Origin of the sequence: Psychrobacillus sp. FSL K6-4615 (assembly GCF_038008225.1) — a bacterium.
Lineage (GTDB): Bacteria > Bacillota > Bacilli > Bacillales_A > Planococcaceae > Psychrobacillus > Psychrobacillus psychrotolerans.
Map to the genome: position 1 here is coordinate 2143446 of NZ_JBBOYQ010000001.1, position 25972 is coordinate 2169417.

Below are 25972 nucleotides of genomic sequence, written 5' to 3' on the forward strand. Positions count from 1 at the left end.
TATATGCTTGAATATCAACCTAATGAGAAATAAGACATTCCAGTTTTGCCTATACAGTAAGAAAAGCCAAAGCCGGAACCGGTCTTTGACTTTTTGCTTACCGACACTTCAACAATCTTACTTGTCTTTATCGTCGTTTACTTCTTCAAATTCTGCATCTACAACACCGTCATCAGTTGGACCAGCTTGTTCACCATTAGCTGCAGCATCTGCTTGTGCTTGTTCATACAATTTCATCGTAAGTTGTTGTACAATTTCATTTAATTTATCTTTTTTCGTTTTGATGTCTTCTAAGTTTCCAGCTTCTAAAGCAGCTTTTAACTCTTCTTTAGCATCTTCAGCAGATTTTTTCTCTTCTTCTGACACTTTATCTTCTAGATCTTTCAATGTTTTTTCAGTCATGAACACTAATTGATCCGCTTCGTTTTTCACTTCAGCTTCTTCTTTACGTACTTTATCAGCATCTGCATTTGCTTCAGCTTCTTTTACCATACGCTCGATTTCTTCGTCAGAAAGGGAAGAATTCGATTGAATTGTAATATTTTGTTCTTTTTGAGTACCTAAGTCTTTTGCTTTAACATTTACAATACCATTTTTGTCGATATCGAAAGTTACTTCGATTTGTGGAACTCCACGTGGTGCTGGTGGAATATCTGCTAATTGGAAACGTCCAAGTGTTTTGTTATCTGCAGACATTGGGCGTTCACCTTGAAGTACATGAATATCAACGGCAGGTTGGTTATCTGCTGCAGTCGAGAATGTTTGTGATTTTGAAGTAGGGATTGTTGTATTACGTTCGATTAACTTAGTAAATACTCCACCCATTGTTTCAATACCTAATGAAAGTGGTGTTACGTCAAGTAGTACAACGTCTTTTACATCACCAGTTAAAACTCCACCTTGTACAGCAGCACCCATTGCTACTACTTCATCAGGATTTACGCCTTTATGCGGCTCTTTTCCAGTTTCTTTTTTAATAGCGTCTTGTACAGCAGGAATACGAGTAGATCCACCAACAAGAATGATTTTATCGATTTGAGAAGCAGATAATCCAGCATCTTTCATCGCTTGACGAGTTGGTACCATTGTACGTTCAACTAAATGAGCAGTTAAATCGTCAAATTTCGCACGTGTCATCGTTACTTCTAAGTGAAGCGGTCCAGCTTCTCCTGCAGTGATGAAAGGAAGAGAGATTTGAGTTGATGTTACACCCGATAAATCTTTTTTCGCTTTTTCAGCAGCATCTTTTAGACGTTGTACAGCCATTTTGTCTTTAGACAAGTCGATACCATTATCTTTTTTGAATTCTTGTACTAGGTAATCCATTAATACTTGGTCAAAGTCATCTCCACCAAGACGGTTATCCCCTGCAGTAGCAAGTACTTCGAATACGCCATCGCCAAGCTCAAGGATAGATACGTCAAATGTACCGCCACCTAGATCGTATACTAGAATTTTTTCGTCATGATCCATTTTATCTAATCCGTATGCAAGTGCAGCAGCAGTTGGTTCGTTAATAATACGTTCTACTTCCAGTCCAGCAATACGACCAGCGTCTTTAGTAGCTTGACGTTCTGCATCATTAAAGTAAGCAGGAACTGTAATTACAGCTTTCGTTACTTTTTCACCTAAGTATTCTTCTGCAAATCCTTTTAAATATTGAAGAATCATTGCTGATACTTCTTGTGGAGTGTAATCTTTTCCTTCAGCTGAAACTTTTTCGTTCGTACCCATTAAACGCTTTACTGAAGCGATTGTATTAGGGTTAGTGATAGATTGGCGTTTTGCAACTTCCCCAACTTGTTTTTCACCATTTTTAAAAGCAACAACAGATGGAGTCGTACGGTTACCTTCTGGATTCGGAATTACTTTTGGTTCTCCACCTTCTAATACAGATACACATGAGTTTGTTGTTCCTAAGTCAATACCAATAATTTTAGACATTTAATTTTCCTCCTAATATATAACTAGCTATTCTTTTTTGGGTATTCCAATCAATTTCATAAAAACAAGTAATGATGAAAATGATTTATTCGTTTACTTTGACCATGGAAGGTCTTAATACTCGGTCTTTTAACTTGTACCCTTTTTGCAGCTCTTGAAGCACTACTCCGGATTCTTTTGAATCATCTTGCTCTTGCATAACAGCTTGGTGGAAGTTTGGATTGAATGCTACACCTTCTGCTTCGATTGCTTCCAAACCTTCTTTTTTAACTGCTTCTAGAAGAGTGCGGTAAACCATATCTACTCCTTTAACTAAAGAAGCTGCTTCTTCGGAAGTCGTTTCAACTGCAAGTGCACGTTCAAAATTATCAAGCACAGGCAGAATATCCGTTAAAACGGATTGAGCACGGTATTTATAATCCGCTGCTTTGTCTAATTGTACCCGACGCTTGTAATTCTCAAAGTCCGCTCTAAGGCGAATAAGCTTATCTTGTTCTTCTTCGATTTGCTGTTTAGCCAGAGTTAGTTCATCTACTTCTTCCACAACTTCTTTCGGCTGTTCAGACTCTTCTTGAATAGTTTCTTTTACTTCTTGCTCTTCTAAGTTTTCATCTTTGATTTCTGACATTGTTCGGAATTCTCCTTATCCTTGATGTCCATGTAATATTTTCGATAATTCTCTAGATAAATCACTACTCATGATATCTAGTAATGACACGACTCTCCTATAATCCATTCGAGTCGGACCAATAATCGCTATCGAACCCACTTGCTCTTCACCAATACCATATGAGGCAGTAATAACACTACATCCCTCCATGGCAAGATCATTGTTTTCTGATCCAATGCGAATTTGAATTCCCTTTTTATCCAAATGGAAAATACCTGGAATTTGGTTTACATGATCCATCCAATTCATAATACTCCGTGCTTTTTCTACATCATTAAATTCTGGTTGGTTCAATATTTGTAACTTCCCACCATAATACACCTTGTCTTCATGCTCAATAGTCATCGCTTGGTTAAGCGATCCAAAAAGATGATTCAGACGACCGTTATTTTGTTGCAATACATTTAGCGTTACCGCCTCTAGCATTGCAGGGAGTTCATGCAAATATACCCCTACTAGACGTTCGTTGATCAGATTGATCATACGTTCGATATCAGATGCCTGAAAATTTTCAGGGATAGGAAATAGTCGATTCTCTACATGACCACTGTCTGTAACAATTATCGCTACAGCAGAATCACTGGAAAGTGGTACAATCGAAAATCGTTTAACACGATGTTTTCTCACATCTAAGCCTAACATAATAGAGGTATAATTCGTTAGCTCCGATATAATTTCAGCGGATTTGCGAATTATTTGCTCCGTCTCCACCTTTCGTTCCTCAAAGATAGAACGAATTTGTTTTATCTCGCTTTGCGAAATTCTTTGTGGAGTTAACATATTATCGACATAATAACGGTATCCCTTTTGTGAAGGCACACGACCAGACGAAGTATGTGTTTTTTCTAAAAAGCCCATTTCTTCTAAATCTGCCATTTCATTTCGAATAGTAGCAGGACTAAATGGTACTTCCTCCTTTTTCGAAAGCTGACGAGATCCAACTGGTTGAGCGGTATCGATAAAATCATCTACCGTTACTTGCAATATTAATAATTGCCTGTTTGTTAGCATGATTATCACCTCTGTTAGCACTCGTTCAAAGAGAGTGCTAATACTCATATAAAACTTATCAAATCTACAGAAAACTGTCAACGATTTAGCTTTAATTATTTCAAGAAATATTGAAACACTTCATTTCCCATAAACCTTCCACGGGAAGTCAGTCTTACAAAATTATTTTCCAGAACTAATAATTCCCTCTGAAGTAGCTCATCTAGTTCTTTTCCGTAAACATCACGAAGGGTTAGACCATATCTTTCCTCAAATTTTGCAAGTGATACACCCTCATTCTTACGTAAACCAAGAAACATTTCTTCTTCCATTTTTTCCACGTTTGTCACTTCTTTTTGCATCATAAGAGGTTGTTCCCCTGTATCGATTGTCTGCATGTATTTTTTTATTGGTCCATGATTGGAGTATCTCTTACCATTCACATATCCATGAGCACCAGCACCTAAACCGATATATTCATCATTATTCCAGTAAAGTAAATTATGTTTTGATTCTTTTCCTACATATGCGAAATTACTTATCTCATATTGAATATAACCATGACTTTTCATTTCCTCTAAAAGATAACCATACATCTCCGCTTCTAAGTCTTCTCCTGGAAGAGAGAGTTTCCCTTTGGATAGTAGATTATAAAAGATTGTTTTTGGCTCAACTAACAATGAATAAGCCGAAATATGTGGAATTTTTAAGCGGAATGCTTCCTGCAAGGATGCTTTCCATTGATCCATCGTTTGGTTTGGAAGTCCATACATCAAATCTATACTTATCGAAGGGAAATCAGTTTGTTTGGCATGATTAATCACTTCATAGACATGATCATTCGAATGGGTTCTTCCTAATACTTTTAAAAGGTCCTGATCAAAGGTTTGGACTCCCATACTTAACCGGTTCACACCAAATTCGCGCATCTTTTGCATTTTATCAAGTGTCAGCTCATCTGGATTAGCTTCCGATGAAAATTCTGTGACATGCTCCATTGGTATATATGTGGTAATCAGCTCTAATAATCGATCTAATTGGTCTACTGATAAAGAAGTAGGAGTACCACCCCCAATAAATATCGTTTCAATTTCTGCTTTTTGTAAATCATTTGCCCACAATGCCATTTCTTTTCCAAGTGATTCAATATATTCATCTACCGGTTGGTTATGAAAGAAAAATTTATTGAAATCACAGTAATTACAAATTTGATGACAGAAAGGAATATGTATATATACGCCTCGTACCATAACTATCCCTACTTTCTTCTTCCATATAGGAAAAAGGAGGCTGCTAGTGCCTCCCCCTTCGTTTTATTATTTATTTGGCTCGTCCATTTTCAGAACAGCCATGAAAGCTTCTTGTGGAACTTCCACAGAACCTACTTGTTTCATCCGTTTTTTACCTTGTTTTTGTTTATCTAGAAGTTTTCGTTTACGAGAGATATCGCCACCATAGCATTTAGCTAAAACGTTTTTACCAATTGACTTAATAGTGGAACGAGCAACAATTTTTTGCCCGACAGCTGCTTGTACTGGAACTTCAAATTGTTGTCTCGGTATTAATGCCTTAAGTTTTTCGACTATTAGCTTACCGCGTTCATAGGAGAAGTCACTATGAACGATAAAACTAAGTGCATCCACTTTTTCGCTGTTTAGTAAAATGTCCATTTTAACTAATTTGGATTCTTTATAGCCTATTAAATCATAGTCAAAAGAAGCATATCCTTTTGTACTTGATTTTAATGCATCAAAGAAGTCATACACAATTTCTGATAGTGGAATTTCATAAATAATATTCACACGAGCTTTAGATAAAAAGTCCATAGTTACAAAGTTCCCACGTTTGCGTTGACACAGTTCCATAACGGAACCAACATATTCTTCTGGGACCATAATAGATGCTTTAACATATGGCTCTTCAATTTTATCTACTTTTTGTGATTCTGGCATCATGGAAGGATTGTCCACTTTTAGGATTTCTCCATTCGTAAGTTTCACATCATAGATAACACTTGGAGCAGTAGTTATTAGATCAATATTGAATTCACGTTCAATACGTTCTTGAATTATTTCCATATGTAGGAGACCTAAGAAACCACAGCGATATCCAAAACCTAATGCTTGGGAAGTCTCTGGCTCAAATTCAAGTGCGGAGTCATTCAATTGTAATTTTTCTAAAGCATCACGTAAGTCAACATATTTTGTATTATCGATTGGATACAACCCACAGAATACCATTGGATTCATCTTTTTATATCCAGCCAAAGCTTCAGTAGCAGGGTTGTCAGCTAATGTAATCGTATCCCCAACACTTGAGTCCCCTACATTTTTCATAGAAGCTGTTAAGAAACCAACATCTCCAACAGTCAGTTCAGAACGTTGTGTTGTTTTAGGTGTAAATACACCAGTTTCTACAACATCAAATTCTTTACCTGATGACATCATTTTAATCTTGTCACCTGGTTTTACTGTTCCATCAATGATACGGATATACACGATAACTCCACGATAAGGATCGAATAAGGAGTCAAATATTAATGCTTTTAATGGTGCATTTGGATCTCCAGTTGGAGCAGGCACTTTTTCTACAATTTGTTCCAGAATTTCTTCAATACCAATTCCTGCTTTTGCGGAAGCTAATACCGCTTCGGAAGCATCCAGACCAATAACATCCTCCACTTCGCCTCTCACACGTTCGGGGTCAGCTGCTGGAAGGTCGATTTTGTTAATAACAGGAAGGATTTCCAGGTCGTTATCTAAAGCCAAATAAACATTTGCAAGTGTTTGTGCTTCAATCCCTTGTGCTGCATCTACAACTAAAATAGCTCCTTCACATGCTGCTAAGCTACGAGACACCTCATAAGTGAAATCGACATGTCCAGGGGTATCAATAAGATGGAAGATATACTCTTCGCCGTCTTTTGCATTATAAGTCAATTGAATAGCATTCAATTTAATGGTAATCCCGCGTTCTCGTTCTAGATCCATTGAATCGAGTAATTGATTTTGCATTTCTCGGGATGTTACAGTTTGTGTTTTTTCTAATATACGATCCGCAAGGGTAGATTTCCCATGATCGATATGCGCTATAATCGAAAAGTTACGTATTTTTTTCTGTCGTGCCAGTCTCTCATCATTATTCATGCTTGTTCACTCCTAATTAAACTATAATGAATTATAGCAGTGAACAAGCGATTCATCAATGTTAGGATGTAATTTGTTGATGAAAAAGATTTGAAACAGCTTTTGCCAAAATAGCAATCGTTCTATTTACTTCCACTTCTGTACTATCGATTCCGCCTAATTCTATTAAAATAGCATTCTTCGATAAATCCTGGTTATATACACCATTTACACCTTTTCCAGATTTCACTACTACACCTCTAGAAATCCCTGGGACTAATTTATTTAATTGGATAGAAAGATTATTAGCTAGCTGTTCATTCCATTTGTGGTTGGCATGTTCTCCACCAACTACAATATATATCTTGGCATAACTCTCATCCCCAACTTGAAGAGTAGCTATGTCTGCCTTAACTGCATCTCTATGAAGGTCTAAGACAATATCATACTCATCATGCGCCAATGCTTCCTGAACAAAAGGCCGTATCGAATTATACTGCCTCGCATCTCCTGTAGTCTCAGGCCCCAATATGTCCGTTTCTAATTGATGAAATGCAAATTGAGAAGTTATCTGCTCTTGAAAAGAAGTAATATTGTTTTCCGGATGATAAGTTGCAATTTTGTCACCTTTAGCTGCTAGCATGGGCTTAAAGGCTTCTTGAGAATGGGTAAAATAGACAAAAGCTTTTTTGGGTTCCAATATTTCGGAAACAGCAGCAGTTTTTGTATCTAACTGTGCAGCATATACAACCGCTGTGTTACTTTCTTCTTTCGGGGGTGCTTCTTGTTCTGTTGCTGTCTGAAGCTTTTGTTGCGGAAAAAGAGGCGTTTGGACGGTTGCAATAATAATAGGTGCTAAAAATAAAAGTAATAAAATGCTAACTACATTCTTTAAGGACTTAGCCATAATTTCCACTCTCCTCACACAATCGTATGAAGAGAGCAGTAATTTTAGAACAGTTTATCTTGTTGTTATCCAACTTTCTATGCCATTTGAAAGTAAATATGCATAGTGTTCCACCCATGCATCCGTCTCTTTAGGGGTTACGAACAAAGATGGATTCTTACCAACAAATACTTCCTCAAATAATTGTCTTTTTTCGTCTGTAGACCACGTAACCCATTCTCCAAAAATCGGCTGTAGTACAGATTTATCTATGGTTGGTTTTTTGCTAGACACCATTGGAGTAACTGCTAATGCAGCAGAGGGACTCCCTTTTTCCTCCACCTTTGAGGCAATATAATGAATTACCTGCTCCATTGCATCTGCATATAAAACCGGTCCATCTACAACCATTGGAATCCCAATAGCTGTGACAGGAACACCATATACCTCTTCTGAAATCTCTTTTCGTTGGTTACCAACACCTGATCCTGGATGTATCCCTGTATTCGTCAGCTGAATCGTTTTGCATAAGCGTTCGCTATTCCTAGCTGCTAAAGCATCTAATACAATGATTAAATCTGGTTTATATGCTTTACTAATCGCTTCGACAAAATCACTCGTTTCAAATCCGGTTTGTCCTGTTACTCCTGGTGCATACATTACCACCTTTATCTTCTCTGTATTTTGAGTCAAAGAAGAACCTTGCAAATACTCTATTGCCTTCGGACCAATTGCGTCAGGCGTAATAGTTGCATTACCTAGTCCTATGATTAATATTCTGGAATCCTTCGAAAGATTTAAATCTTGATGCATTTCTTTAAGCTTTTGAATAAATATTTTTTCTATTGGCTTAAAGCTATCTTCCTCATCTGGACTCACCGTCAAATCTGTTAAAGTAATGTACTTACCCTTCTTCTTTCCTAGTTTCTTTTCTCCCTCTTCATTTACCTCAATAGATGTAATAAGTACTGCTCCCTCTCGATTTTCGTCGAATGAAATGCCCTCGGAGTTTTTTAATGTGTTTTTTTCGCCACCAGTTCGATGCTTTACCATTTCATCCGATTCGTCTAATAAATCAGTTCTTCCCCACATATAATCACCTCTTTTTTAGTGTGGTCGAAGTGTCAAGTAAATATTCTTTGCATTTATATATTGCAATTTGTTTTTGTGTTTGTTAAAATAATGCTTGTTGTATTAGAAAGAAATGTATCATCTCAGACCTATTTAGGAGGTGAAAGGTATGCCGAACATTAAATCCGCTATTAAACGTGTTAAGACAAATGAGAGATTAAACACTCAAAACGCAAAAGCAAAATCAGCAATGCGTACTGCTGTTAAAAAAGCTGATACTGCTGCTCTTAATAACGAAGAAAACGCACAAGATCTTATTAAAACTGCAATTCAACAACTTGAAAAAGCAGCTTCTAAAGGATTAATTCATAAAAACGTAGCTTCTCGTAAGAAGTCTCAATTAATGAAAAAAGCGTAATAAAAAAAAGACTATCCGATTTTTTTGGATAGTCTTTATTTTTTATTCCAAAGATTTTAATAGAATAAGATCTGATATTGAGAAGTGGGCGATGTTATTCTCCTCCACCTCCACCACAATCCCCTCCACTACCGCTATCTCCGTGAAAACTAGCGCTACTGCCGCTACTAATACCTACATTTCCACAATCCCCATTTCCTCCACCATAGTAACTCCATGCATAGTTGCTTGCTGATACGGTAACAGGTCTCTTCTCTCCATAATGGGATTTTGGCTTCATCTTTGTAATTTCAAATAATGAGGGTAAAATACCGCCACCTATTAGTGACGAAATAAGGAAACTTGCTGTACTAAAATCTGTTGCTACTAATATAAATACTGCAAAGGTAGCCATGAGGCCAATGATGAGTATGAATTTAATCACTTCTAAGCTAAAACCGAGTTTAAATACTAAATAGATGAGATGGGCTATTTTATATACAACTGTAATAGCAATACCTGCAAAAATCACCATAAATACAATATTCATCTTTATCCCTCCCTATCGTAAATTTATATATAATTGTACTAATTTACGTTAGAATATTCAAAAAGTTTCATAATTCCTTTCCTATTACAAGTACTTTGGGGATACTCATTCTTTTTCATGCTTGAAAGGGTGTGTGCTTCATTAATTTTTGACGTAAAAAAAGAAACCTATTTCAAATACAAATGGTTTCTCATTCTCAAATACAGCTAAACCTACAAATTCATAAGAGGTAGCTTCACTAAAGTATACATATTTTATAGTTCACTTTAGCAACGGTTTGCTTAACAAAGACTTTTTCCAAATAATTGTTGCCATTAGAAACAAAATACCAACCATCGATCCAATAAGTTGATCTAATAAAAGTTCTCCAGCTCTAAAATAACGAATTGTAAAAGTGCCTCCAAAAATAACAATAATCGTGCTTGCTAATTGAATAAAATAAGTATTAATTTTCATTATTTATTCCTCTTTGAATCCATAACAGGTTTTCTACTTAAACCAAATATGGTCGCAGAAAAGATAAAAACAGCAGTACATAACCACATTGTAATTCCATTCAGTTGTCCATCAAAAAGAGTGATATTCGTCAAAATTATTACTTGCATCAAACATACTGAAATGAATAATACTAAGGTATATTTCATTTATATCTCCTCCTTAACTTTTATACGATTGAAAAGAGAATAAGTTACATTTTCATCTAATTCATCCATTAGTTAAATAATTTCCAAACGTCTTCCATACTGTAACAAACTCTCATATGGGTCTCCATCTAAGTCAAAAATTTTACAAAAAGCAGGCTCAGTTTTCATACCTTCTTTTTTTAATCGTATTACTTCAGCTCTAATGTAGGGGAATTGTTCCAATAAAGCATTTTCAATTATCATATGTAGAAAAGCGTACTGTTTTTTTACGGGCTGCGATTGAGCGAATAATTCAAATTCAAACCCGCCAAATACAAATTTTGCTTTAACTACTGGGACCCCTCAGATTATTAGCCTTTTTAAAAAGAATTTTTCTTTACCTCCATACAATGTTTCAATCCTTTTCTCATACAGCGATAAATCAGAGACATCCATTATAATATCTAAATCAGAACCTACTATATCAATTCCAATGGGAAATGTACCACAAAGTGTTGGGTTATATTCCCTTAAGTCAGCCATTATTTCTAAATTACTAATAGCATTATAAGCATTAATTTGTTTTTCATTTCCTAATTGTAAGTAATCTATTGTATCGAACATTTTAGGTCCCCCCAAAAATAATTTTAGAGTCTTTTTTTCCATTAATTCAATAAAAACCCCTGTATGGAAACAAAGAAAATAAATATAGAAACCGCCATGAACATGTACCCTTCAAATCTTTTTCTGTCTTTCTGAAATTCAGATAAACCTGAGACCAGCATAAACGCACCTAAGAAGAACATCATAAAAGGCAGTGACTCGAAATTTTTACTTAAAAGACTGTAACTTGAAAAAATAATAATAATTAATGCTAATATAAATTTAGTTATTTTCATCAATTACTCCCCCTATTAACGGTTATCGAATCTCTTTCACTACAAATTTCTCTATTTCAACAAAAACATCTCTAAGATGCGATCACGGTTTATATTGAGTGTCTTTAATTGCAAATCGACTGTTGCTAAATCATTCAGTGTTTGCAATAGTTTTTGTTCATTGTGAAGCATAGGGTGATCTATTAATAACTTCACTCGATATGGATGTACTTTCAACTGATTGGCAATCTGCTGTGCATGATAGCCTTTTTTCTTTAAATGACTAACTTGCACCATTAATCTAACTTGCGTTGCTATTAATGCATTTAGTTTCAATGGGTCTTCTTTTCGCTTTAATAAATCGTGATAAATTTCAATCGCAACACTCTTATTGCCCGAAAGATATGCATTTCCTAGTGTAAAAACATCCTGCTCTAATGTCCGAACTAAAAGCTTCTTGATAGTATCCACATCAATTTCTGGCTCTTCACCAACATATGTAGCTATTTTTGTTAGCTCCGTTTGCAGATGTACAAGATCGGTTCCTCCAAGTTCAATTAGGCAATCTATCGCCCCATCAGACATCGTTTTCCCATGGGAAGAAAGTTCATGTAAAATCCACCCTTTTAAGTCATGAACCTGTAAACTAGCTGACTCTATTACATTTGCCGCTTGCTTCATTGCCTTGGTGATTTTCTTGCGTTCATCTAGTTTCTCATATGGTGCTATAAAAACGGTTATTGCCGATGGTGAAGGTGATTTAAGCCACTCTTCTAGACTCAATGTGTCATGAGCTATTTTTTCTTTTCCTTTTTCCGTTGCTTTTAAGAAGAAAGCATTTTTGGCAATTACAAGTTTCTTATCTGAAAAGAAAGGAATAGTATCCGCCTCATACATCACCTCGTCGACTTTGCTTTCCTCCATATCAAAAGTGATCACTTCTAATTCGCCTTGGTCACTTAATTGTCTTTTAATTCTTTTTAAAGTTTCTTCGATAAAATACGCTTCTATCCCGTATAATAAATACACAGAAGAAATGTTATTATTGGATATTTGCATCCACTTTTCTGAAATCATATTAAGTGCTCCCTGCTATGTATAGTTAAATTTCATTATATCGTAAATACATGGATAAATTGTGACATTATGTGCCTAACTAGAAAAAGAAAAGTTTGTTTATAGATTTTTCATAGGCAATCCTTTATAATAAGGTGGAAATAGGAGGGGTAACAATGAATGAATTTGAACAAAATGTCCAGTCGAAACGTAACGACGCGATCGATTCTGGTGTAGGTTTTGTAGTCTCCTTTGGTTTTTTTGCAATCATGTTTGTTATTGCAACAGTTATTGAGTTCGTAGCTCGATAAAGTAAACTTCAATTAGTGAGATATTCTTCAATCATCCTGATTGAAAATAAAAAGGGGTTTTGCCTTGTGAAGGTAAAACCCTTTTTTCGTTTACTTTACGGAATCATAACAGACATGTCTCCACTTTTATTAATTTTGACTTCGATTGTACCGTTCATTCCCGTCTGTAAATAGGGAATATCTAATTTTCTTAATCGCTCCACTACTTCCGGATGAGGGTGACCATATCGATTCTCAAATCCAGCTTGGATAATCGCTACATCTGGTTGTACTAATGTCAAAAACTGTTCAATACTAGATGTTTTACTGCCGTGATGCCCCACTTTTAAGACATCCATTTGGTGTAATATATGTGAATAATACTCCACCAAATCCAACTCACCTTGTTCCTCTAAATCACCAATGAATAATCCATGAAAGTAATTATTTCTCATAGAAAGCACAAGGGAGTCATTATTTCCTTCATATATTTCATCCATTGGATATAAATATTGAAAGTGAAAATAATCTGAAACGATAATATCTCCTGCTTTCTTTTCGTATACCGGGATTCCTCGTTTCTCAATTTCCATCCACAAATCATTCATCACTTCCTTCTCCCCAGATCCCGGTGTAATATGAATTTCTTTAACTACTACTCCCCTCAAAACTTCTTCTGCACCTTCCATATGGTCAGCATCTGCATGCGTAATAATTAACGTATCGATAGTATTGATCCCTTTTCCTTTTAAAAAAGGTAATACAACCTGCCGACCAATTTCATATGGTTCATTTGTTTGCTTCCAACTTTCTTGATCAAACCTTAATAATCCCCCAGTATCAATCATAATTATTTGTTTTCGAAAAGGCATTTCAATGAGGATGCAGTCACCTTGTCCGACATTTACAAAAGAAATTCTTGTAGAGGAATCGAAATAAGGTGAAATCTGAATGAATCCTATAACGAATAAGAATAAGATGATGCTTATAAACCTACTCTTTTTTCTTTCTAAAGAAACAAGTAAAAAACATACGCTTAAATATGCTATTAATACTATTTCAACAGCAGGTTTAGCCGGATTCCACATCTGGTATGGTAAAGTACCTAACTTCAAAATGAAGATATCTAGCACCCCTCTAGCAGGTTCATAGAAAAGAAATAATACTTCTGAGATGGACGGTAAAATAAAGGTTAGCAATAGAATCAAAAGATTGAGGGGTAAAATGACAAAAGAAAATAACGGAACAAAAACTAAATTTGCGAGAAAAGAAGAAATAGAAATTTCATAAAAGTGATAAAGAAGAATGGGATATACGATGAGTTGGCAAACTGCAGTAATTTTAAAGGATTGAAATAAATAATAATGACTTGCTTTCAATAATATGGAGGAGAAAATAAGGGAAAAAGCGGCTAAATAGGAGAGTTGAAAACCAATTTGGAATATAATCCAAGGTGTTAAAAAAACAAATCCGATAATACTTAGTGAAAAAGCATCTTCTATGGCTATTTTTCTTTGTAAAAGCATTGAAATCAGTACGATTTCTGTCACCGAAACGGATCTCCAAACGGAAGGAGCTCCACCTGCCAGCAAAGCATATAAAGGTAAAGTAATTATAAGCAACCAGTTCGCTGTTTCTCTCCTTACACCCAAACGAATCATCATTTCATAGATTAACCAAACGATTAACGCAACATGGAGACCTGAAATAGCGAATAAATGGGTTATACCGAGCGTCTCATAGGCTGTTTGCATATCAGTGGACATCTGCTCCCTACTTCCTATTAGAAGCGCTTCAGCCTCTGCTTCGAGGGATATTGGGAAGTGTTCCTGGATATGTTGCTTCATTTTAAAACGTTGCCCTGCCATAAACGTTATAAAACCCGATTTCTGTTCAAGTAGTTCGTATTGAGATATCTGAAGTTGTCCAACAGAACCATTACTTTTCAAATAACTTTCCATATCAAATGCATATATATGTGCCTTAGGCCTATTAGGAGTTTCTTCTGTCACAACATTCATAGTCAAACCGGCAAGCGAATGTCTTTGGAAGGCTTCCTTATGTTGCTCACTTTCAAGTTTTAATTGAACATACCACTTATCCTTGTTCTCCGATATAGCAAAACCCCTCATAGTGCTCCCATTGATGCGATAAGTATCAGTCCATGTAATTTCAGTGACTCTTTCCTCAGATGGAAGAACAGGCATCCTATCCTCCGTCCAAAAAAAGCAACCGACTCCAACGCTTAAAGCAATGACTATTAAAGATATCGGAAACTGTTTATATAAAAGCAGAAGTAGAATTATAATCAGGAATAAAAGGATAAGGGTAGATTCATATGCAGCTATTACACCGATTATAGTTGTTATTGCAATATATATTAAATTCCCACGGAAGTTGTTAATCCAAATAGGTCAGCCACCTTCTTTTCATATGGTTCCATTTCTTCACTACTGGCTCCTTTTTCTCTTAGCTTTGAAATCAGCTCTGCGTAAAGCGCAACTTTTTCATCACTTAGAAAGTCTATCTTTCTTTCATCAAAAGGCACATAAATAACCTCGACTCCAGCTTTGTTTAATAATTCAATGGCATAGGTGTTGTTTTTATAATCTTGAGCATAGTAGAGACGACTAATACCAGATTGAATAATCGATTTTGTGCATGGAAGACATGGGAAATGAGTGACATATAAGTCTGCGCCACTTACTGTAATCCCATACTTAGCGCATTGTAAAAGAGCATTCATCTCTGCATGTATCGTTCTAACACAATGGTTATCTACAACATAACATCCATGATCAATACAATGGTCGCCACCAGAAATAGATCCATTGTATCCTCCAGCCATAATACGGCGGTCACGAACAATCGTTGCACCAACAGCAAGACGTGTACATGTGCTTCTTAGTGCAAGTAAATGGCTCTGAGCCATGAAAAATTGATCCCAAGTAATTCTCTCCATATAACTACCCCCAAAATAATATTTCTTTAAGTGTAGTAGTTTGTGTAAGAAACATCAATAATGCATTTATTATTTTACCGTTATTAATGGTTCGAGTTTCTCAAATGTCTTTTGTCCAATACCTGTCACTTTCGTCAAATCTTGTTTTTCCTTGAAGGCTCCAGACTGCTCCCGATGAGCAATAATAGCCTCCGCCTTAGCAACCCCAATACCAGGTAAAGTAGTCAGAACTGTGGCATCAGCATTATTTATGTTCACTAATGATGACTGTGAATTGCCGTTAGTAGCTAAAGGTGATTCTTCTACTTCTTCGCCTTCTTTTGGAATATAAATAACCATTTCATCTTTTACACGCTCTGCATGATTGATATGTTTGGAATTACTAGACTCTATGTAACCTCCAGCCATTTCAATCGCCTTTAACACACGGTCTCCTTCAGAAAGCTCATAGACTCCTGGCTTCATCACAGCACCTTTTACTTCTACGAATACTATGGGGTCTTCTACATATTCAATTGTTTCTTCTACAGTAAGATTTTCTTTTAAAGGGATAGTTGGAATGGAATCGGCTTGGGGGGTTGCCGATTTTAAAAAGGATTGAATACTGATAAACAGTATTATTCCTATAACTACTACTGGGAGTAATAGCTTTTTCTTATATTTTTGGATGAATAGTTGGAGCAGATTTATCAGCCTCTTTCATAAGAGGTAATTATATGGAGTTAAGAAGACTATACTAAATTTACCTCTAGTTGAAAAGAGTTATTTTTATGGAAAAAAGTAATCGAAATAAAACAATAAAAATAAATAGATATCGAGGGGGTAATCTAGTTTTCTATCAATAATCCACCGCTTATTTCTATTACAATACACTTTCATGCTTTGGAGGTAGAGCAACGACGCAGATACAGGTGAATAAAAAAACTGGATAAAAAGACGCCCGAACTTCTAAAAATAGAAACGTAGATATGCCGTTGATTTCCTTTCCGAATGGACGCTTTCCGTGGGCACGGGAGTCGCCGCACTGCGCTCTAATCAACTAGATCCACTTTATATATTTGGATAATTGGATATAAAACCACGTAAATGTAGGTGCATTATATTAAAATAAGTAATGATCCGTAGTGACGAGGAGGCTGAAGCCAAGCCCGCGGAAAGTGACCACCTGAGACCAAAATCAGTAATTTCTCATTCTTTCAAGCTCTATAAAACCAGTGTTTACAAGACGTTTTTATTTATTTCCTTAAAAAAAGAGCCTGATAAAGGGCTCTTTTTCTTATTTCACAGCGTGGATAAACCATCTATCCACTTCTTCTGAAGGCTTTCCAAAAATATCATCACGCACATTCACGGAAGAAAATCCTACTTTTGCAAGAAGATTAGTAAAAGTTTCTATGGAATACGTACGTTGATAATGGGATTCTTCAAAGCGTTCATAATAACCTGATTCATCACGAACAAAAAAAGTAATATCATGATAAATAGAATGCTCCTCTACCCCTGGTTCCGTATGCCAAAGATAAGCAACTTCCTCATCTTCGTACGTAAAAGGACCTTTTGGGTAAATTACATCCATTTTATAAAGTGAATGGACATCAAAAAACAATTGTCCATTTGGATTTAAAGAAGCAAACAAACGTTTAAATGTCTGTTCCACTTCTTCTAATGTCTCTAAATAATTTAGAGAATCTATAGCAATAACCGCTACATCTACCTCATCTACACCTTCAAGATCAGCCATTGACTGACAGATAAAAGTGATGTCCGTTCCATTTTCAAAGCTTCGATTTTGAGCAACTGTAAGCATAGAATCTGATAAATCTACACCTATAACCTCATATCCTGCTTTAGCAAATTGGATACTAAGAACCCCTGTTCCACAGCCAATATCGACTAATCTTTTGGGTGTATTCAGCGGAGCATTCGATTGTACCCATTCCGCATATTTATTGTACGGAATGTCGGACATTAATGAATCATAAATATAAGCAAATTGTTCATAGGTAGACATTAAGCATCTTGCCCAACTTCGATCATTGGTGCATCTCCCCAAAGTCTTTCTAAATTATAATAAGCACGTTCATCTTTGTGGAATACATGTGCTACAACGTCACCCATATCGACTAAAATCCATCTTGCTTCATCAAAACCTTCTAATCGTTTCACTCTAAATCCTGCTTTGAAAGCTTGGTCCTCTAGTTCTTTTGCTATAGCTTGAACTTGACGATCTGAGTTTGCATGACAGATTAAAAAGTAATCAGCAAGTAAAGAAACTCCTTGCATATTTAATACGACAATATCCTCTGCTCTTTTATCGTCCGCTGCTTTAAAAGCGATTTCTACTAATGAATTTGAAGATGTCATTCTTTCACTTTTCCTCTCTGTTGTATCAAATCATTGTAACAATGAAATGAGTCCGGAAATACCGGTTGTTTTTTTTCTATTAAAAATGAAATACTATGCTTTATACAACTGGTCATCGCGTCTTCTAAATCGATCTTTGCTTTTTCCCGTAAAGGTTCGACTCCAGAAAATTTCCGACTAGGCTCTATCATATCTGAAACATAAATTATTTTTTCTAACTTGGACATACCAGCTCGACCTGTTGTGTGGAACTCAATAGCTTTCAATATATCCTCGTCCGCAATTTGAAATTCTGTTTTAGCAACATAACTTCCAACAGGTGCATGCCATAATTCATGATTAAAATCCAATAATACCGGATTCATATTTTGTGAAACAATGATAGACCTCAGCCATTCTTGCTCGGCGTACTTTACACTATCATGTAAAATTCCCGCAATCTCTGCTTTTTCAGGATCTTCTCCATACAACTCGGCTAATTGAATAGCTGTTTCAGCTACACCCCTTGTATGTATAAAACGCTTTTCAGGCATTCGACTTTTCATCTGCTCCAGTAAATATTCATGCTTCATATAACTTCTCCTCTCGGATGTATTCTCGAACAGCATCACTTATAAGAAACTTGGTAGTTTCGCCGTGTGTTATTCGATTTCGTACGGTCGTAGAAGATATATCGATTTGAGGTATCTCTATAGTTACTATAGGATATGCAGTTTCGAGCGATTTATTTGGTCTTGGCACTCCTACTAAATGCACATTTTGAATAAGATCTTCGATTCGATACCACTTAGGTAAATCCTCCACTTGATCTCCACCGATAATAAAATAGAAATCAGTTTCTGGTTCACGTCTTCTAAGAAGTTCCATCGTATCAAAAGTGTAAGATGTACCCCCTTGATCGATTTCAATCGTTTCTATTTTTAACTTTGGCACGTCTTGTATTGATAATTCCACCATAGTTCGACGTTGCTCAGCTGTGACTCTATTTTGAATTTCTTTATGAGGAGGGTTAGCATTTGGCATTAAGCACACTTCATCTAGGTTCAACGCGTGGAGTACTTCATTTGCAATGATTAAATGTCCAATATGCGGCGGGTTAAAAGTCCCACCTAAAATCCCTACTTTTTTTCTCATGCACGACTCGCTTTTGGAAGCTCGATTCGTTTGTTATTTTTAGATGGTTTATAAAGCACTACCATTAAACCAATCAGTTGCACTAGCTCTGCTCTAGTACCCTTTGCAAGTGCTTCTGCCACTTCCTGCTTATCTTCTTCACAGTTTTGTAAAATACTAATTTTAACTAATTCACGAACTTCTAGTGCTTCTCCGATTTGTTTAATCATCGCATCGTTCACTCCACCTTTGCCGACTTGGAAAATCGGGGATAGATTGTGTGCTTGACTACGTAAAAATCTTTTTTGTTTACCTGTTAACATAATTTCCTCCTAATTGCTCTATCAATTGTTGGATCATCCCGTCAGTATCGGGCTTGGTTCCATTCCAATATGAGAAGGCCAGTGCTCCTTGATGTACAAGCATTCCTAGACCATTAATTGTTCGAACATTGTTTTTCTTCGCTTCCTCTAGAAAAGGGGTAACTAAAGGATTATATACGATATCTGCAACAATTGCATTCTCTTTTAACCGATTTAGTTGAATTGGTAAGGATGCTTCACTAGTTTTCATGCCTAATGACGTCGTTTGAACAACGATATCAAACGTGTCTAATATGTTTTCAGCTTCTTCCAGAGTCAACGCCTGTCCGGTCTGTAGTTCTTCCACAAGTACTTTAGCCTTTTCTAACGTTCTATTCGCTATTGTCAGCTGTGTATAACCAAGACTATTGAAAGCATGAGCTATTCCGCGTGCAGCTCCTCCAGCCCCAATCAACAATATATTTTGCTCAGGTAAAATGGATCCGAGGGATTCAACAAAACCTAATCCATCGGTATTAAACCCAACATATTTATTGTCTAATGTTTTCACAACTGTATTTACTGCTCCTATTCCTCTTGCAGAATCATCTATTTCATCCAGAAACGGAATAATTTCTTGTTTAAAAGGAACAGTTACATTCCAACCACTACATCCTAAAAGCTTTAAAGACTCAACTGCTTGCTCTAAATTATTCTGTTCAACATGTATTGGAATATAACTTGCATCTATATCTAGCTGTTTTAACCATGTTTCGTGCATTGTAGGTGAAAAGGAATGTGATATCGGATTTCCTATTACAGCAAACCATCTTTTCAAATCTATCCCTCCTATATTAATGATGGACGAATAGACACTTCAACACCTGCTGGGGCATGTGCAGCTACAATTACTCCACCCCGTTGTACAGTAATCCACCCTAACCCTGAAAATACAATATCAGTTTTGTCGTCTTTAATCTTAAATTCATGACGAACTAATGGAGGTAATAGATCTGCAAACTCCTCACTCGGTGGAGATAATAATTTACCTTTATGCTCTTTGTATAAATTATCGGCATTTTCTAATTTAGTGCGGTGAATTGGAATATCATTCGCTATATGACAAGTAAATGCTGCTCGTTCACCTTTGATAAAGTCAAAACGAGAAAGTCCGCCTAAATATAAGGTTTGTTCGCTATTTAGTTGGAATACTTTTGGTTTGATTTCTTTTTTAGGTGTTATATATTTCAACTCCGATGAGTCTAGGTAATGCGCCATTTGATGGTGATTAATAATACCAGGAGTATCAAATAATGATTTTTTATCATCTAATGGAATTTCAATCATGTCTAATGTAGTTCCCGGGAAATGCGATGTCGTAATAATCGCATCCTCTCCAGTAGCTTGTTTTATAATGCGGTTAATAAAAGTCGACTTCCCAACATTTGTACAACCAACAACATAAACGTTTTCACCTTTTCTATAGTGCTCGATAGCTTCCATAGCTTCTGGCATGCCTGTTCCTTTATGCGCACTCACAAATAAAACATCTATTGGAGACAAACCTAATTTTTTAGCTTCGTGTTTCATCCAATTGATGACTTTATTCTTTTTCACTGATTTAGGTAATAAGTCAGCCTTATTAGCGATTAGCAGAATAGGGTTATTTCCAACAAAACGATGCAATCCAGGTAACCAACTACCATTAAAATCAAAAATATCTACAATCTTAACGATTAACCCTTTTTGCGTTCCTAAACTGTTTAAAATTCGAAGAAAATCATCATCTGTTAAAGAAACTGGTTGTAATTCATTGTAATTCTTCAATCGGAAACAACGCTGACATATAATATCTTCTTTTTCTAAAGAAGATATTGGTGCATAACCAGGTTCTCCTAGTTTTTCTGTTTGAATAGTTGTACCGCAACCGATACATTTTGGTGCTTCTGTCACGCTTCTTCCTCCCATGTAACTTGTCCTTTTTTGTCCAAGTAACTAAAAATTCTTCGTTCTACTATACGGTTAAACTTAGTCACAAATCCATCTGATTTTGCAACCGGAATGACTAATATCGTATGAAGCTTTAATCTGTTGCCACCAAATACATCGGTTAATAACTGATCTCCAATGACTACCACTTCTTCTCGTTTAACTGACATAATACTTAATGCTTTAAGAAATGCTTTTCCAAGTGGTTTACGTGCCTTAAATATGAATGGAATTCCAAGTGGGTCAGCAAAGGATTTAACTCGTAACTCATTGTTATTAGAAACAATCGTTACTTGAATTCCTGCAGCTTTAATACTTGCGAACCATTCGATTAATTTAGGGGTAGCATCAGGTCGATCCCATTCAACTAATGTGTTATCTAGATCTGTAATAATTGCCTTAATCCCTTTTTCTACTAACAATTCAGGGGTAATATGAAAGACACTTCTTACAAATTCACTAGGTATAAGATATGAATACAAAGACGAACACTCCAATTCGAGGCTTTTTCTATTATTTATTATAGCATATTTGCTACATTCTCACCCATCCGGACAAATTTACCTGGATGAACAGCACTTGAGAACTCCACACTACCTTCTTCAAATAGCATAACAACGGTCGATCCAAAGGAAAAGTATCCAATTTCTTCTCCTTTTTTCCATGCATTTGATTTGTTTGTAAGCTCTATAGAATTGACAAACATGGCTCCTACCTTTATATGTATACATTTCTTTGCGTTAGGCATTTCTAACTCCGTTAACATTCGATAGTTACCACTTATCGTTTGTTTCCCAAACTGAAGCCCCCATTTATTGACCGGATACGATTTTTTACCAAGAATATATTGGTTAAGTATTTTACCATCTACAGGAGAATGTATACGGTGATATTCTGCTGGACTTAAATACAAAACAATATATTTTCCATTTTGAAAGGACGAAGCTATTTTTTCCGAACCTAGCATATCCTGTAAGGTGTAAGTTTTCTGTTTTACATAAAAGAGCCCTTTTTCTGTAATATCCCCAAATGTTTCAATAGTGGCATCGACCGGACTAATGATGCTATTCGGCGTTAAATCAATTGGACGACTTTCCTCTTTAACTTTACGAATAAAAAAGTCATGTAAAGTGGTGAAATCCTCTCTCTTTTGTATTGTATCTTGTATGGATATATTAAAAAATTTAATATATGAGGGAATTATACGTTTGCTTGCTTTCGATTGGGTAAACCCTCTGATTAGTGACGAGGACCATTTCCCATTTGTTAATTCAATCATGGTTTGATATAATTTTTCTCTCATTTTTTAACTCCCTTGAAAAAATTAAACTTACTATTTTTACTTAATCGAAGTATAATGAACAAATACGTTACTTGTAAAGGAGTGATTTGCAATGTTTTTACAAAACGCAATGTATCAAACAGTAAAAAAATTGAAATCACATGCGGCGAATATGGTCACCATTGGCAATCTTGCATTTGGTGGAGCAGCCATCATGGCAACGATGAATGAAAATTACACATTCAGTGTATTATTTATATTTATAGCTGGCCTTTTAGACAGATTTGATGGAATAGTAGCAAGAAGATTTCATCTTGAATCCGAATTAGGCAAACAACTAGATTCCATGAGCGATATTATTTCATTCGGGGTAGCTCCTGCATTACTGATTTATTCATTGGTTTTGCAAGAGTTTAGTGTTACCGGTATGATAATAACCGTAATCTATATAGCATGTGGTGCTTTCAGACTTGCACGATTTAATATTTCTGAACCAAATGGTTTTTTCACTGGATTACCAATTACTGTTGCGGGTGTAATTTTAACACTTTCTTATTTTGCGATAGAACATATACCATCTGTATCGTACATGTTCTTATTCATTATTCTCGCATTATTGATGATCAGTACATTTACGCTAAGAAAAGTTTAACGAGAAAAACAGTCCTTTAAGATTCTAACCCGAACAGACTTTTTCAATATATTATTATTGGTTGTTTTTTGAGCTGCTAGCCGTGACTGATGTCACGCTAGCAGCTCTTTTTTCGATACATATAATTTTCCCTATCCTTCGACCTTCTACTACATTGTTTATACTCCTTTTATTTAAGAAAAGCATCTTTGATTGCGGTCGCTATTTTCATATTTTGTCAGCTTTCGACATATACTGGTCTAACAACTAGATGGAGGTGAACCTCATTACAGGTTTAATGACTGCCTTTATAAGCATCTTTGTAGAATTCCCTCTCGTTCTTGGTTATTTGAAAGGCCAGGCTTTTCATCAACCCTTTACTCCCGAAGAAGAAAAAGTCATGCTTGATCGTTTTTTAGGTGGCGATTTATCTGCTCGTGACGAACTTATCGAAAGGAATATGCGATTGGTTGCCCATGTTGTAAAAAAATTCCACCCAAAACATGAACTACTGGATGACTATATCTCAATAGGGACAATCGGTCTGATGAAGGCTGTTAATAGCTATACTCCTACAAAGAAAACGAAGTTAGCAACATATGCTGCTAGATGTATCGAAAATGAAATATTAATGTATTTGCGATCATTAAAGAAAGTACAAAAGGATGTTTCTCTTCATGAGCCAATTGGTATGGATAAAGATGGACACTCCTTAGAAATTACAGACTTACTCCCAGGTATCGATAAAAGCACCGATGAACAGTTGGTAGAAGAGGAGGATACGAATAGCTTATATCGACATCTGTCTCAACTAGAGAGCAGAGAACTTGAAATTATCATTCGAAGATATGGATTGTTAGGTCATGAGCCAATGACTCAAAAAGATATATCGAAACAGCTTAAAATATCGAGAAGTTACGTTTCACGTATTGAAAAACGCGCGCTAGTCAAACTGTATCAATCCTATATACATGAAAAAAACTCCTTTGATGTATCAAACACCAAAAGAGTTTAGTTAGTTCAATCTTCACTTGTCTCTGCGATAATGATAAATCCTAAAACTGCTGTTATTAAAATTGCCGTCGCCATAAGAAACAACATTCGATTTCCCCCTCTAATATTGAAAGCGTTTGATACTGTTATAATAGCACAAAACAGGGGTATTATTAATATGCTTAAAACTACTCTGTATGGCGATTTAATGACAAAGTTATAATTTCCCAATTACTTGCAATACTATTTGTGTCGAATGTTTTGCCGCAACTGGCAAAAATTCATCGAAACTCATGGAAGACTCTTTTCCGGCAATATCAGAAAGTGCACGAATTACAACAAAAGGCACTTCAAACTGATAGCAAACTTGTGCAACAGCAGCAGCTTCCATCTCACAAGCCTTCATTTGTGGGAAATGGTTACGAACTTGTTCTACTTTTGCAGGATCATGCATAAAAATATCACCTGTAGCTATTAAGCCCGTTGCAACTTGGTGTTTACCAATTTCATATACAGCTTCTTCAGCTAATTTCATTAATCTTTCATCTGCTTTGAATGCTGCTGGTAGTTGAGGAACTTGCCCAATTTCATAGCCAAAAGCTGTGACATCCACGTCATGATGCCTTACCTCATCCGAAATTACAATAGCCCCTACCTCAAGAGTTGGATCATATCCACCTGCGGAACCTGTATTTATCACATAATCTGGTTTGTATTCATTTAATAAAATGGAAGTAGACATAGCTGCGTTCACTTTTCCAATTCCACTCTTCAATAAAACAACTTCATGATTTTTATATGTACCACTGGTAAATTCACTATTTGCTATACTCTTTGTTTCAGGATTTTCAATTTCATTTCTCAGAAGCTCTACTTCTTCTTCCATTGCACCAATAACTGCTATCTTCAACTTAACTGCCCCTCTCTAAAATGCACTTCTTTAAAAATAAGGAAAAAAGCTTCTTAAGTCAAGAAGCTTTTCTTTTTATTCATATAAGACTCTATTTTTTTAATGCTTTAAGTATTTCTTTTTTAGTTGGTTTCCATCCTTCACCATCTACCCATTCGAGAGATATACGATAGATTTCGCTGCCATCCTTAGAAGTAACCGTTCCTATAGATTTTTGGGGGCTTCCACCGTTACCAAGATATTTAACATACATATTGGAAGGATCCAGATTAGCACCGTAGGCCAATGCTTTCACTTTTTCATCCCAGTCCACAGAAGAGCTAGTGTAACTAGAAACATGTTCACCTGATTGCTCTGTCCCTATGGGCTGCCATCCTGAATCTATAACAACTGATTCGACATTTGAATCGTTAGAAGGTTCTGTAGTCACAGTACTATCCTCATTACCTTCTGTTTCAGTGTTTTCGTTCTCTTCTGTTTCTGTAGTTGTCTCTTCAGTTGACGAAGAAGAATCAGCAGATTCTGTACTACTTCCCACTACTTCTTCAGATTCCTTTTCTTTTTCTTCATTTTCCGATTCATTCTCCGTACTTTCTTCTACTTGTTCACTTTTTGTTTTAGATGTATTAGCACTATCTTCGTCGTTATCACCTGTAACAATGTTTACAGTTACGATGATAATGAGGAGAATTACTATTCCAATAAGAATATTTAAAATATTATTCTTTTTTCTCTTATGATTTCGTTGATCTAATCGCGAATCAAATTTCGTATTCTTTTCAGGCATGTTGTTTTTCCTCCTTCAATATAAGAGAATATACTACAAATAGACGATAATGATAGAGTTTTGTTTCACTAAGCTCAAAAATAGTCCGATTGATAGTCAGGACGAAATGTAACTAGACCTTTTTTACACAACTGCATGACCGGTGATTTAGGTAAAAGA

30 protein-coding genes and 1 pseudogene are annotated in these 25972 nt (G+C 35.9%); 4 read left to right on the forward strand and 27 right to left on the reverse strand.

The features are described from left to right. Positions 1–117 precede the first annotated feature (117 nt). The 7 genes from dnaK to gpr form a co-directional block, all read right to left on the reverse strand. A complete protein-coding gene (dnaK, locus tag MKX53_RS10660) occupies positions 118–1944 on the reverse strand; it encodes a molecular chaperone DnaK (RefSeq protein ID WP_093538495.1) in 1827 nt (608 codons plus the stop codon). An 85-nt stretch (positions 1945–2029) separates the two neighbouring features. Next, the gene (gene grpE, locus MKX53_RS10665; RefSeq protein WP_340911163.1) at positions 2030–2572 is read right to left on the reverse strand and encodes a nucleotide exchange factor GrpE; all 543 of its coding nucleotides are present in this window, start codon (positions 2570–2572) and stop codon (positions 2030–2032) included. Between the two features lie 15 nt (positions 2573–2587). Then, positions 2588–3625, reverse strand: a complete 1038-nt coding sequence (gene hrcA / locus MKX53_RS10670) for a heat-inducible transcriptional repressor HrcA (protein ID WP_340911165.1) — start codon at positions 3623–3625, stop codon at positions 2588–2590. A 95-nt stretch (positions 3626–3720) separates the two neighbouring features. After that, positions 3721–4854: a radical SAM family heme chaperone HemW gene (gene hemW, locus MKX53_RS10675; RefSeq protein ID WP_340769607.1), complete on the reverse strand. Its 1134-nt coding sequence runs from the start codon at positions 4852–4854 to the stop codon at positions 3721–3723. Between the two features lie 66 nt (positions 4855–4920). Continuing rightward, positions 4921–6750 carry a translation elongation factor 4 gene (gene lepA, locus MKX53_RS10680; RefSeq protein WP_093538491.1) on the reverse strand — a complete coding sequence of 610 codons (1830 nt, stop codon included), beginning with the start codon at positions 6748–6750 and terminating at the stop codon, positions 4921–4923. 61 nt (positions 6751–6811) lie between these two features. Beyond that, a complete protein-coding gene (gene spoIIP, locus MKX53_RS10685; protein WP_340769609.1) occupies positions 6812–7636 on the reverse strand; it encodes a stage II sporulation protein P in 825 nt (274 codons plus the stop codon). Positions 7637–7690: 54 nt separating this feature from the next. Continuing rightward, entirely contained in the window at positions 7691–8707 is a 1017-nt protein-coding gene (gene gpr, locus MKX53_RS10690; RefSeq protein ID WP_340911167.1) for a GPR endopeptidase, read from the reverse strand. Between the two features lie 148 nt (positions 8708–8855). On the opposite strand from gpr, the gene rpsT reads away from it, so the two are divergent. Continuing rightward, positions 8856–9104 (forward strand): 30S ribosomal protein S20, encoded by a 249-nt coding sequence (gene rpsT / locus MKX53_RS10695; protein ID WP_093538488.1) that lies wholly within the window; start codon positions 8856–8858, stop codon positions 9102–9104. Positions 9105–9198: 94 nt separating this feature from the next. Here the strand turns inward: rpsT and MKX53_RS10700 are convergent, their stop codons facing one another. The 6 genes and pseudogenes from MKX53_RS10700 to holA all read right to left on the reverse strand — a co-directional run bounded on the left by MKX53_RS10700 (position 9199) and on the right by holA (position 12211). Beyond that, positions 9199–9633, reverse strand: coding sequence for a hypothetical protein (locus MKX53_RS10700; RefSeq protein WP_340911168.1), 435 nt, complete (start codon positions 9631–9633; stop codon positions 9199–9201). Positions 9634–9894: 261 nt separating this feature from the next. Then, the gene (locus MKX53_RS10705) at positions 9895–10089 is read right to left on the reverse strand and encodes a hypothetical protein (RefSeq protein WP_340911171.1); all 195 of its coding nucleotides are present in this window, start codon (positions 10087–10089) and stop codon (positions 9895–9897) included. After that, a complete protein-coding gene (locus MKX53_RS10710) occupies positions 10089–10277 on the reverse strand; it encodes a hypothetical protein (RefSeq protein ID WP_340911172.1) in 189 nt (62 codons plus the stop codon). The genes MKX53_RS10705 and MKX53_RS10710 overlap by 1 nt, the downstream gene beginning before the upstream one ends. 72 nt (positions 10278–10349) lie before the next feature. Next, positions 10350–10922: pseudogene (locus MKX53_RS10715) on the reverse strand (DUF4269 domain-containing protein). Then, the gene (locus tag MKX53_RS10720; protein WP_340911174.1) at positions 10922–11155 is read right to left on the reverse strand and encodes a DUF3953 domain-containing protein; all 234 of its coding nucleotides are present in this window, start codon (positions 11153–11155) and stop codon (positions 10922–10924) included. The pseudogene MKX53_RS10715 and the gene MKX53_RS10720 overlap by 1 nt, the downstream one beginning before the upstream one ends. Before the next feature lie 51 nt (positions 11156–11206). Beyond that, positions 11207–12211 (reverse strand): DNA polymerase III subunit delta, encoded by a 1005-nt coding sequence (gene holA / locus MKX53_RS10725; RefSeq protein WP_093538482.1) that lies wholly within the window; start codon positions 12209–12211, stop codon positions 11207–11209. Positions 12212–12366: 155 nt separating this feature from the next. Between holA and MKX53_RS10730 the strand changes: the two genes are divergently transcribed. Then, on the forward strand, positions 12367–12501 hold the full coding sequence (locus MKX53_RS10730) for a YqzM family protein (RefSeq protein ID WP_090563866.1): 135 nt from the start codon (positions 12367–12369) through the stop codon (positions 12499–12501). Positions 12502–12596: 95 nt separating this feature from the next. Here MKX53_RS10730 and MKX53_RS10735 read toward each other — a convergent pair whose 3' ends face one another. From MKX53_RS10735 to MKX53_RS10790, 12 genes are all read right to left on the reverse strand, one after another. Continuing rightward, entirely contained in the window at positions 12597–14687 is a 2091-nt protein-coding gene (locus MKX53_RS10735; RefSeq protein WP_340911177.1) for a DNA internalization-related competence protein ComEC/Rec2, read from the reverse strand. Between the two features lie 173 nt (positions 14688–14860). Continuing rightward, complete coding sequence (locus MKX53_RS10740) at positions 14861–15442, reverse strand: ComE operon protein 2 (RefSeq protein ID WP_093538481.1); 582 nt, start codon at positions 15440–15442, stop codon at positions 14861–14863. Positions 15443–15511: 69 nt separating this feature from the next. Next, the gene (locus MKX53_RS10745; protein WP_340913325.1) at positions 15512–16135 is read right to left on the reverse strand and encodes a helix-hairpin-helix domain-containing protein; all 624 of its coding nucleotides are present in this window, start codon (positions 16133–16135) and stop codon (positions 15512–15514) included. A 583-nt stretch (positions 16136–16718) separates the two neighbouring features. Beyond that, positions 16719–17453: a class I SAM-dependent DNA methyltransferase gene (locus MKX53_RS10750; RefSeq protein ID WP_340911180.1), complete on the reverse strand. Its 735-nt coding sequence runs from the start codon at positions 17451–17453 to the stop codon at positions 16719–16721. Continuing rightward, a complete protein-coding gene (rsfS, locus tag MKX53_RS10755; protein WP_093537072.1) occupies positions 17453–17806 on the reverse strand; it encodes a ribosome silencing factor in 354 nt (117 codons plus the stop codon). The genes MKX53_RS10750 and rsfS overlap by 1 nt, the downstream gene beginning before the upstream one ends. Beyond that, entirely contained in the window at positions 17803–18378 is a 576-nt protein-coding gene (gene yqeK, locus MKX53_RS10760) for a bis(5'-nucleosyl)-tetraphosphatase (symmetrical) YqeK (protein ID WP_093537071.1), read from the reverse strand. Before yqeK ends, rsfS begins: the two co-directional genes overlap by 4 nt. Continuing rightward, positions 18368–18940 (reverse strand): nicotinate-nucleotide adenylyltransferase, encoded by a 573-nt coding sequence (locus MKX53_RS10765; RefSeq protein WP_093537070.1) that lies wholly within the window; start codon positions 18938–18940, stop codon positions 18368–18370. Before MKX53_RS10765 ends, yqeK begins: the two co-directional genes overlap by 11 nt. Continuing rightward, entirely contained in the window at positions 18937–19242 is a 306-nt protein-coding gene (gene yhbY, locus MKX53_RS10770; RefSeq protein ID WP_093537069.1) for a ribosome assembly RNA-binding protein YhbY, read from the reverse strand. The genes MKX53_RS10765 and yhbY overlap by 4 nt, the downstream gene beginning before the upstream one ends. Continuing rightward, positions 19229–20059, reverse strand: coding sequence for a shikimate dehydrogenase (aroE, locus tag MKX53_RS10775; RefSeq protein ID WP_340911182.1), 831 nt, complete (start codon positions 20057–20059; stop codon positions 19229–19231). Before aroE ends, yhbY begins: the two co-directional genes overlap by 14 nt. Positions 20060–20070: 11 nt before the next feature. Further along, complete coding sequence (gene yqeH, locus MKX53_RS10780; protein WP_340762764.1) at positions 20071–21174, reverse strand: ribosome biogenesis GTPase YqeH; 1104 nt, start codon at positions 21172–21174, stop codon at positions 20071–20073. Further along, positions 21171–21692: a YqeG family HAD IIIA-type phosphatase gene (locus tag MKX53_RS10785; protein ID WP_093537066.1), complete on the reverse strand. Its 522-nt coding sequence runs from the start codon at positions 21690–21692 to the stop codon at positions 21171–21173. The genes yqeH and MKX53_RS10785 overlap by 4 nt, the downstream gene beginning before the upstream one ends. A gap of 38 nt (positions 21693–21730) precedes the next feature. Then, on the reverse strand, positions 21731–22513 hold the full coding sequence (locus tag MKX53_RS10790) for a phosphatidylserine decarboxylase (RefSeq protein WP_340911184.1): 783 nt from the start codon (positions 22511–22513) through the stop codon (positions 21731–21733). A 91-nt stretch (positions 22514–22604) separates the two neighbouring features. Here MKX53_RS10790 and pssA point away from each other — a divergent pair, with 91 nt between their 5' ends. After that, positions 22605–23144 (forward strand): CDP-diacylglycerol--serine O-phosphatidyltransferase, encoded by a 540-nt coding sequence (pssA, locus tag MKX53_RS10795; RefSeq protein ID WP_340911187.1) that lies wholly within the window; start codon positions 22605–22607, stop codon positions 23142–23144. Between the two features lie 265 nt (positions 23145–23409). After that, positions 23410–24138, forward strand: a complete 729-nt coding sequence (gene sigK / locus MKX53_RS10800; protein ID WP_093537086.1) for an RNA polymerase sporulation sigma factor SigK — start codon at positions 23410–23412, stop codon at positions 24136–24138. A gap of 195 nt (positions 24139–24333) precedes the next feature. Here sigK and mtnN read toward each other — a convergent pair whose 3' ends face one another. After that, on the reverse strand, positions 24334–25026 hold the full coding sequence (gene mtnN, locus MKX53_RS10805; RefSeq protein ID WP_093537063.1) for a 5'-methylthioadenosine/S-adenosylhomocysteine nucleosidase: 693 nt from the start codon (positions 25024–25026) through the stop codon (positions 24334–24336). Positions 25027–25117: 91 nt separating this feature from the next. Further along, positions 25118–25813, reverse strand: a complete 696-nt coding sequence (locus tag MKX53_RS10810) for a YrrS family protein (RefSeq protein ID WP_340911190.1) — start codon at positions 25811–25813, stop codon at positions 25118–25120. Positions 25814–25972: the final 159 nt, after the last annotated feature.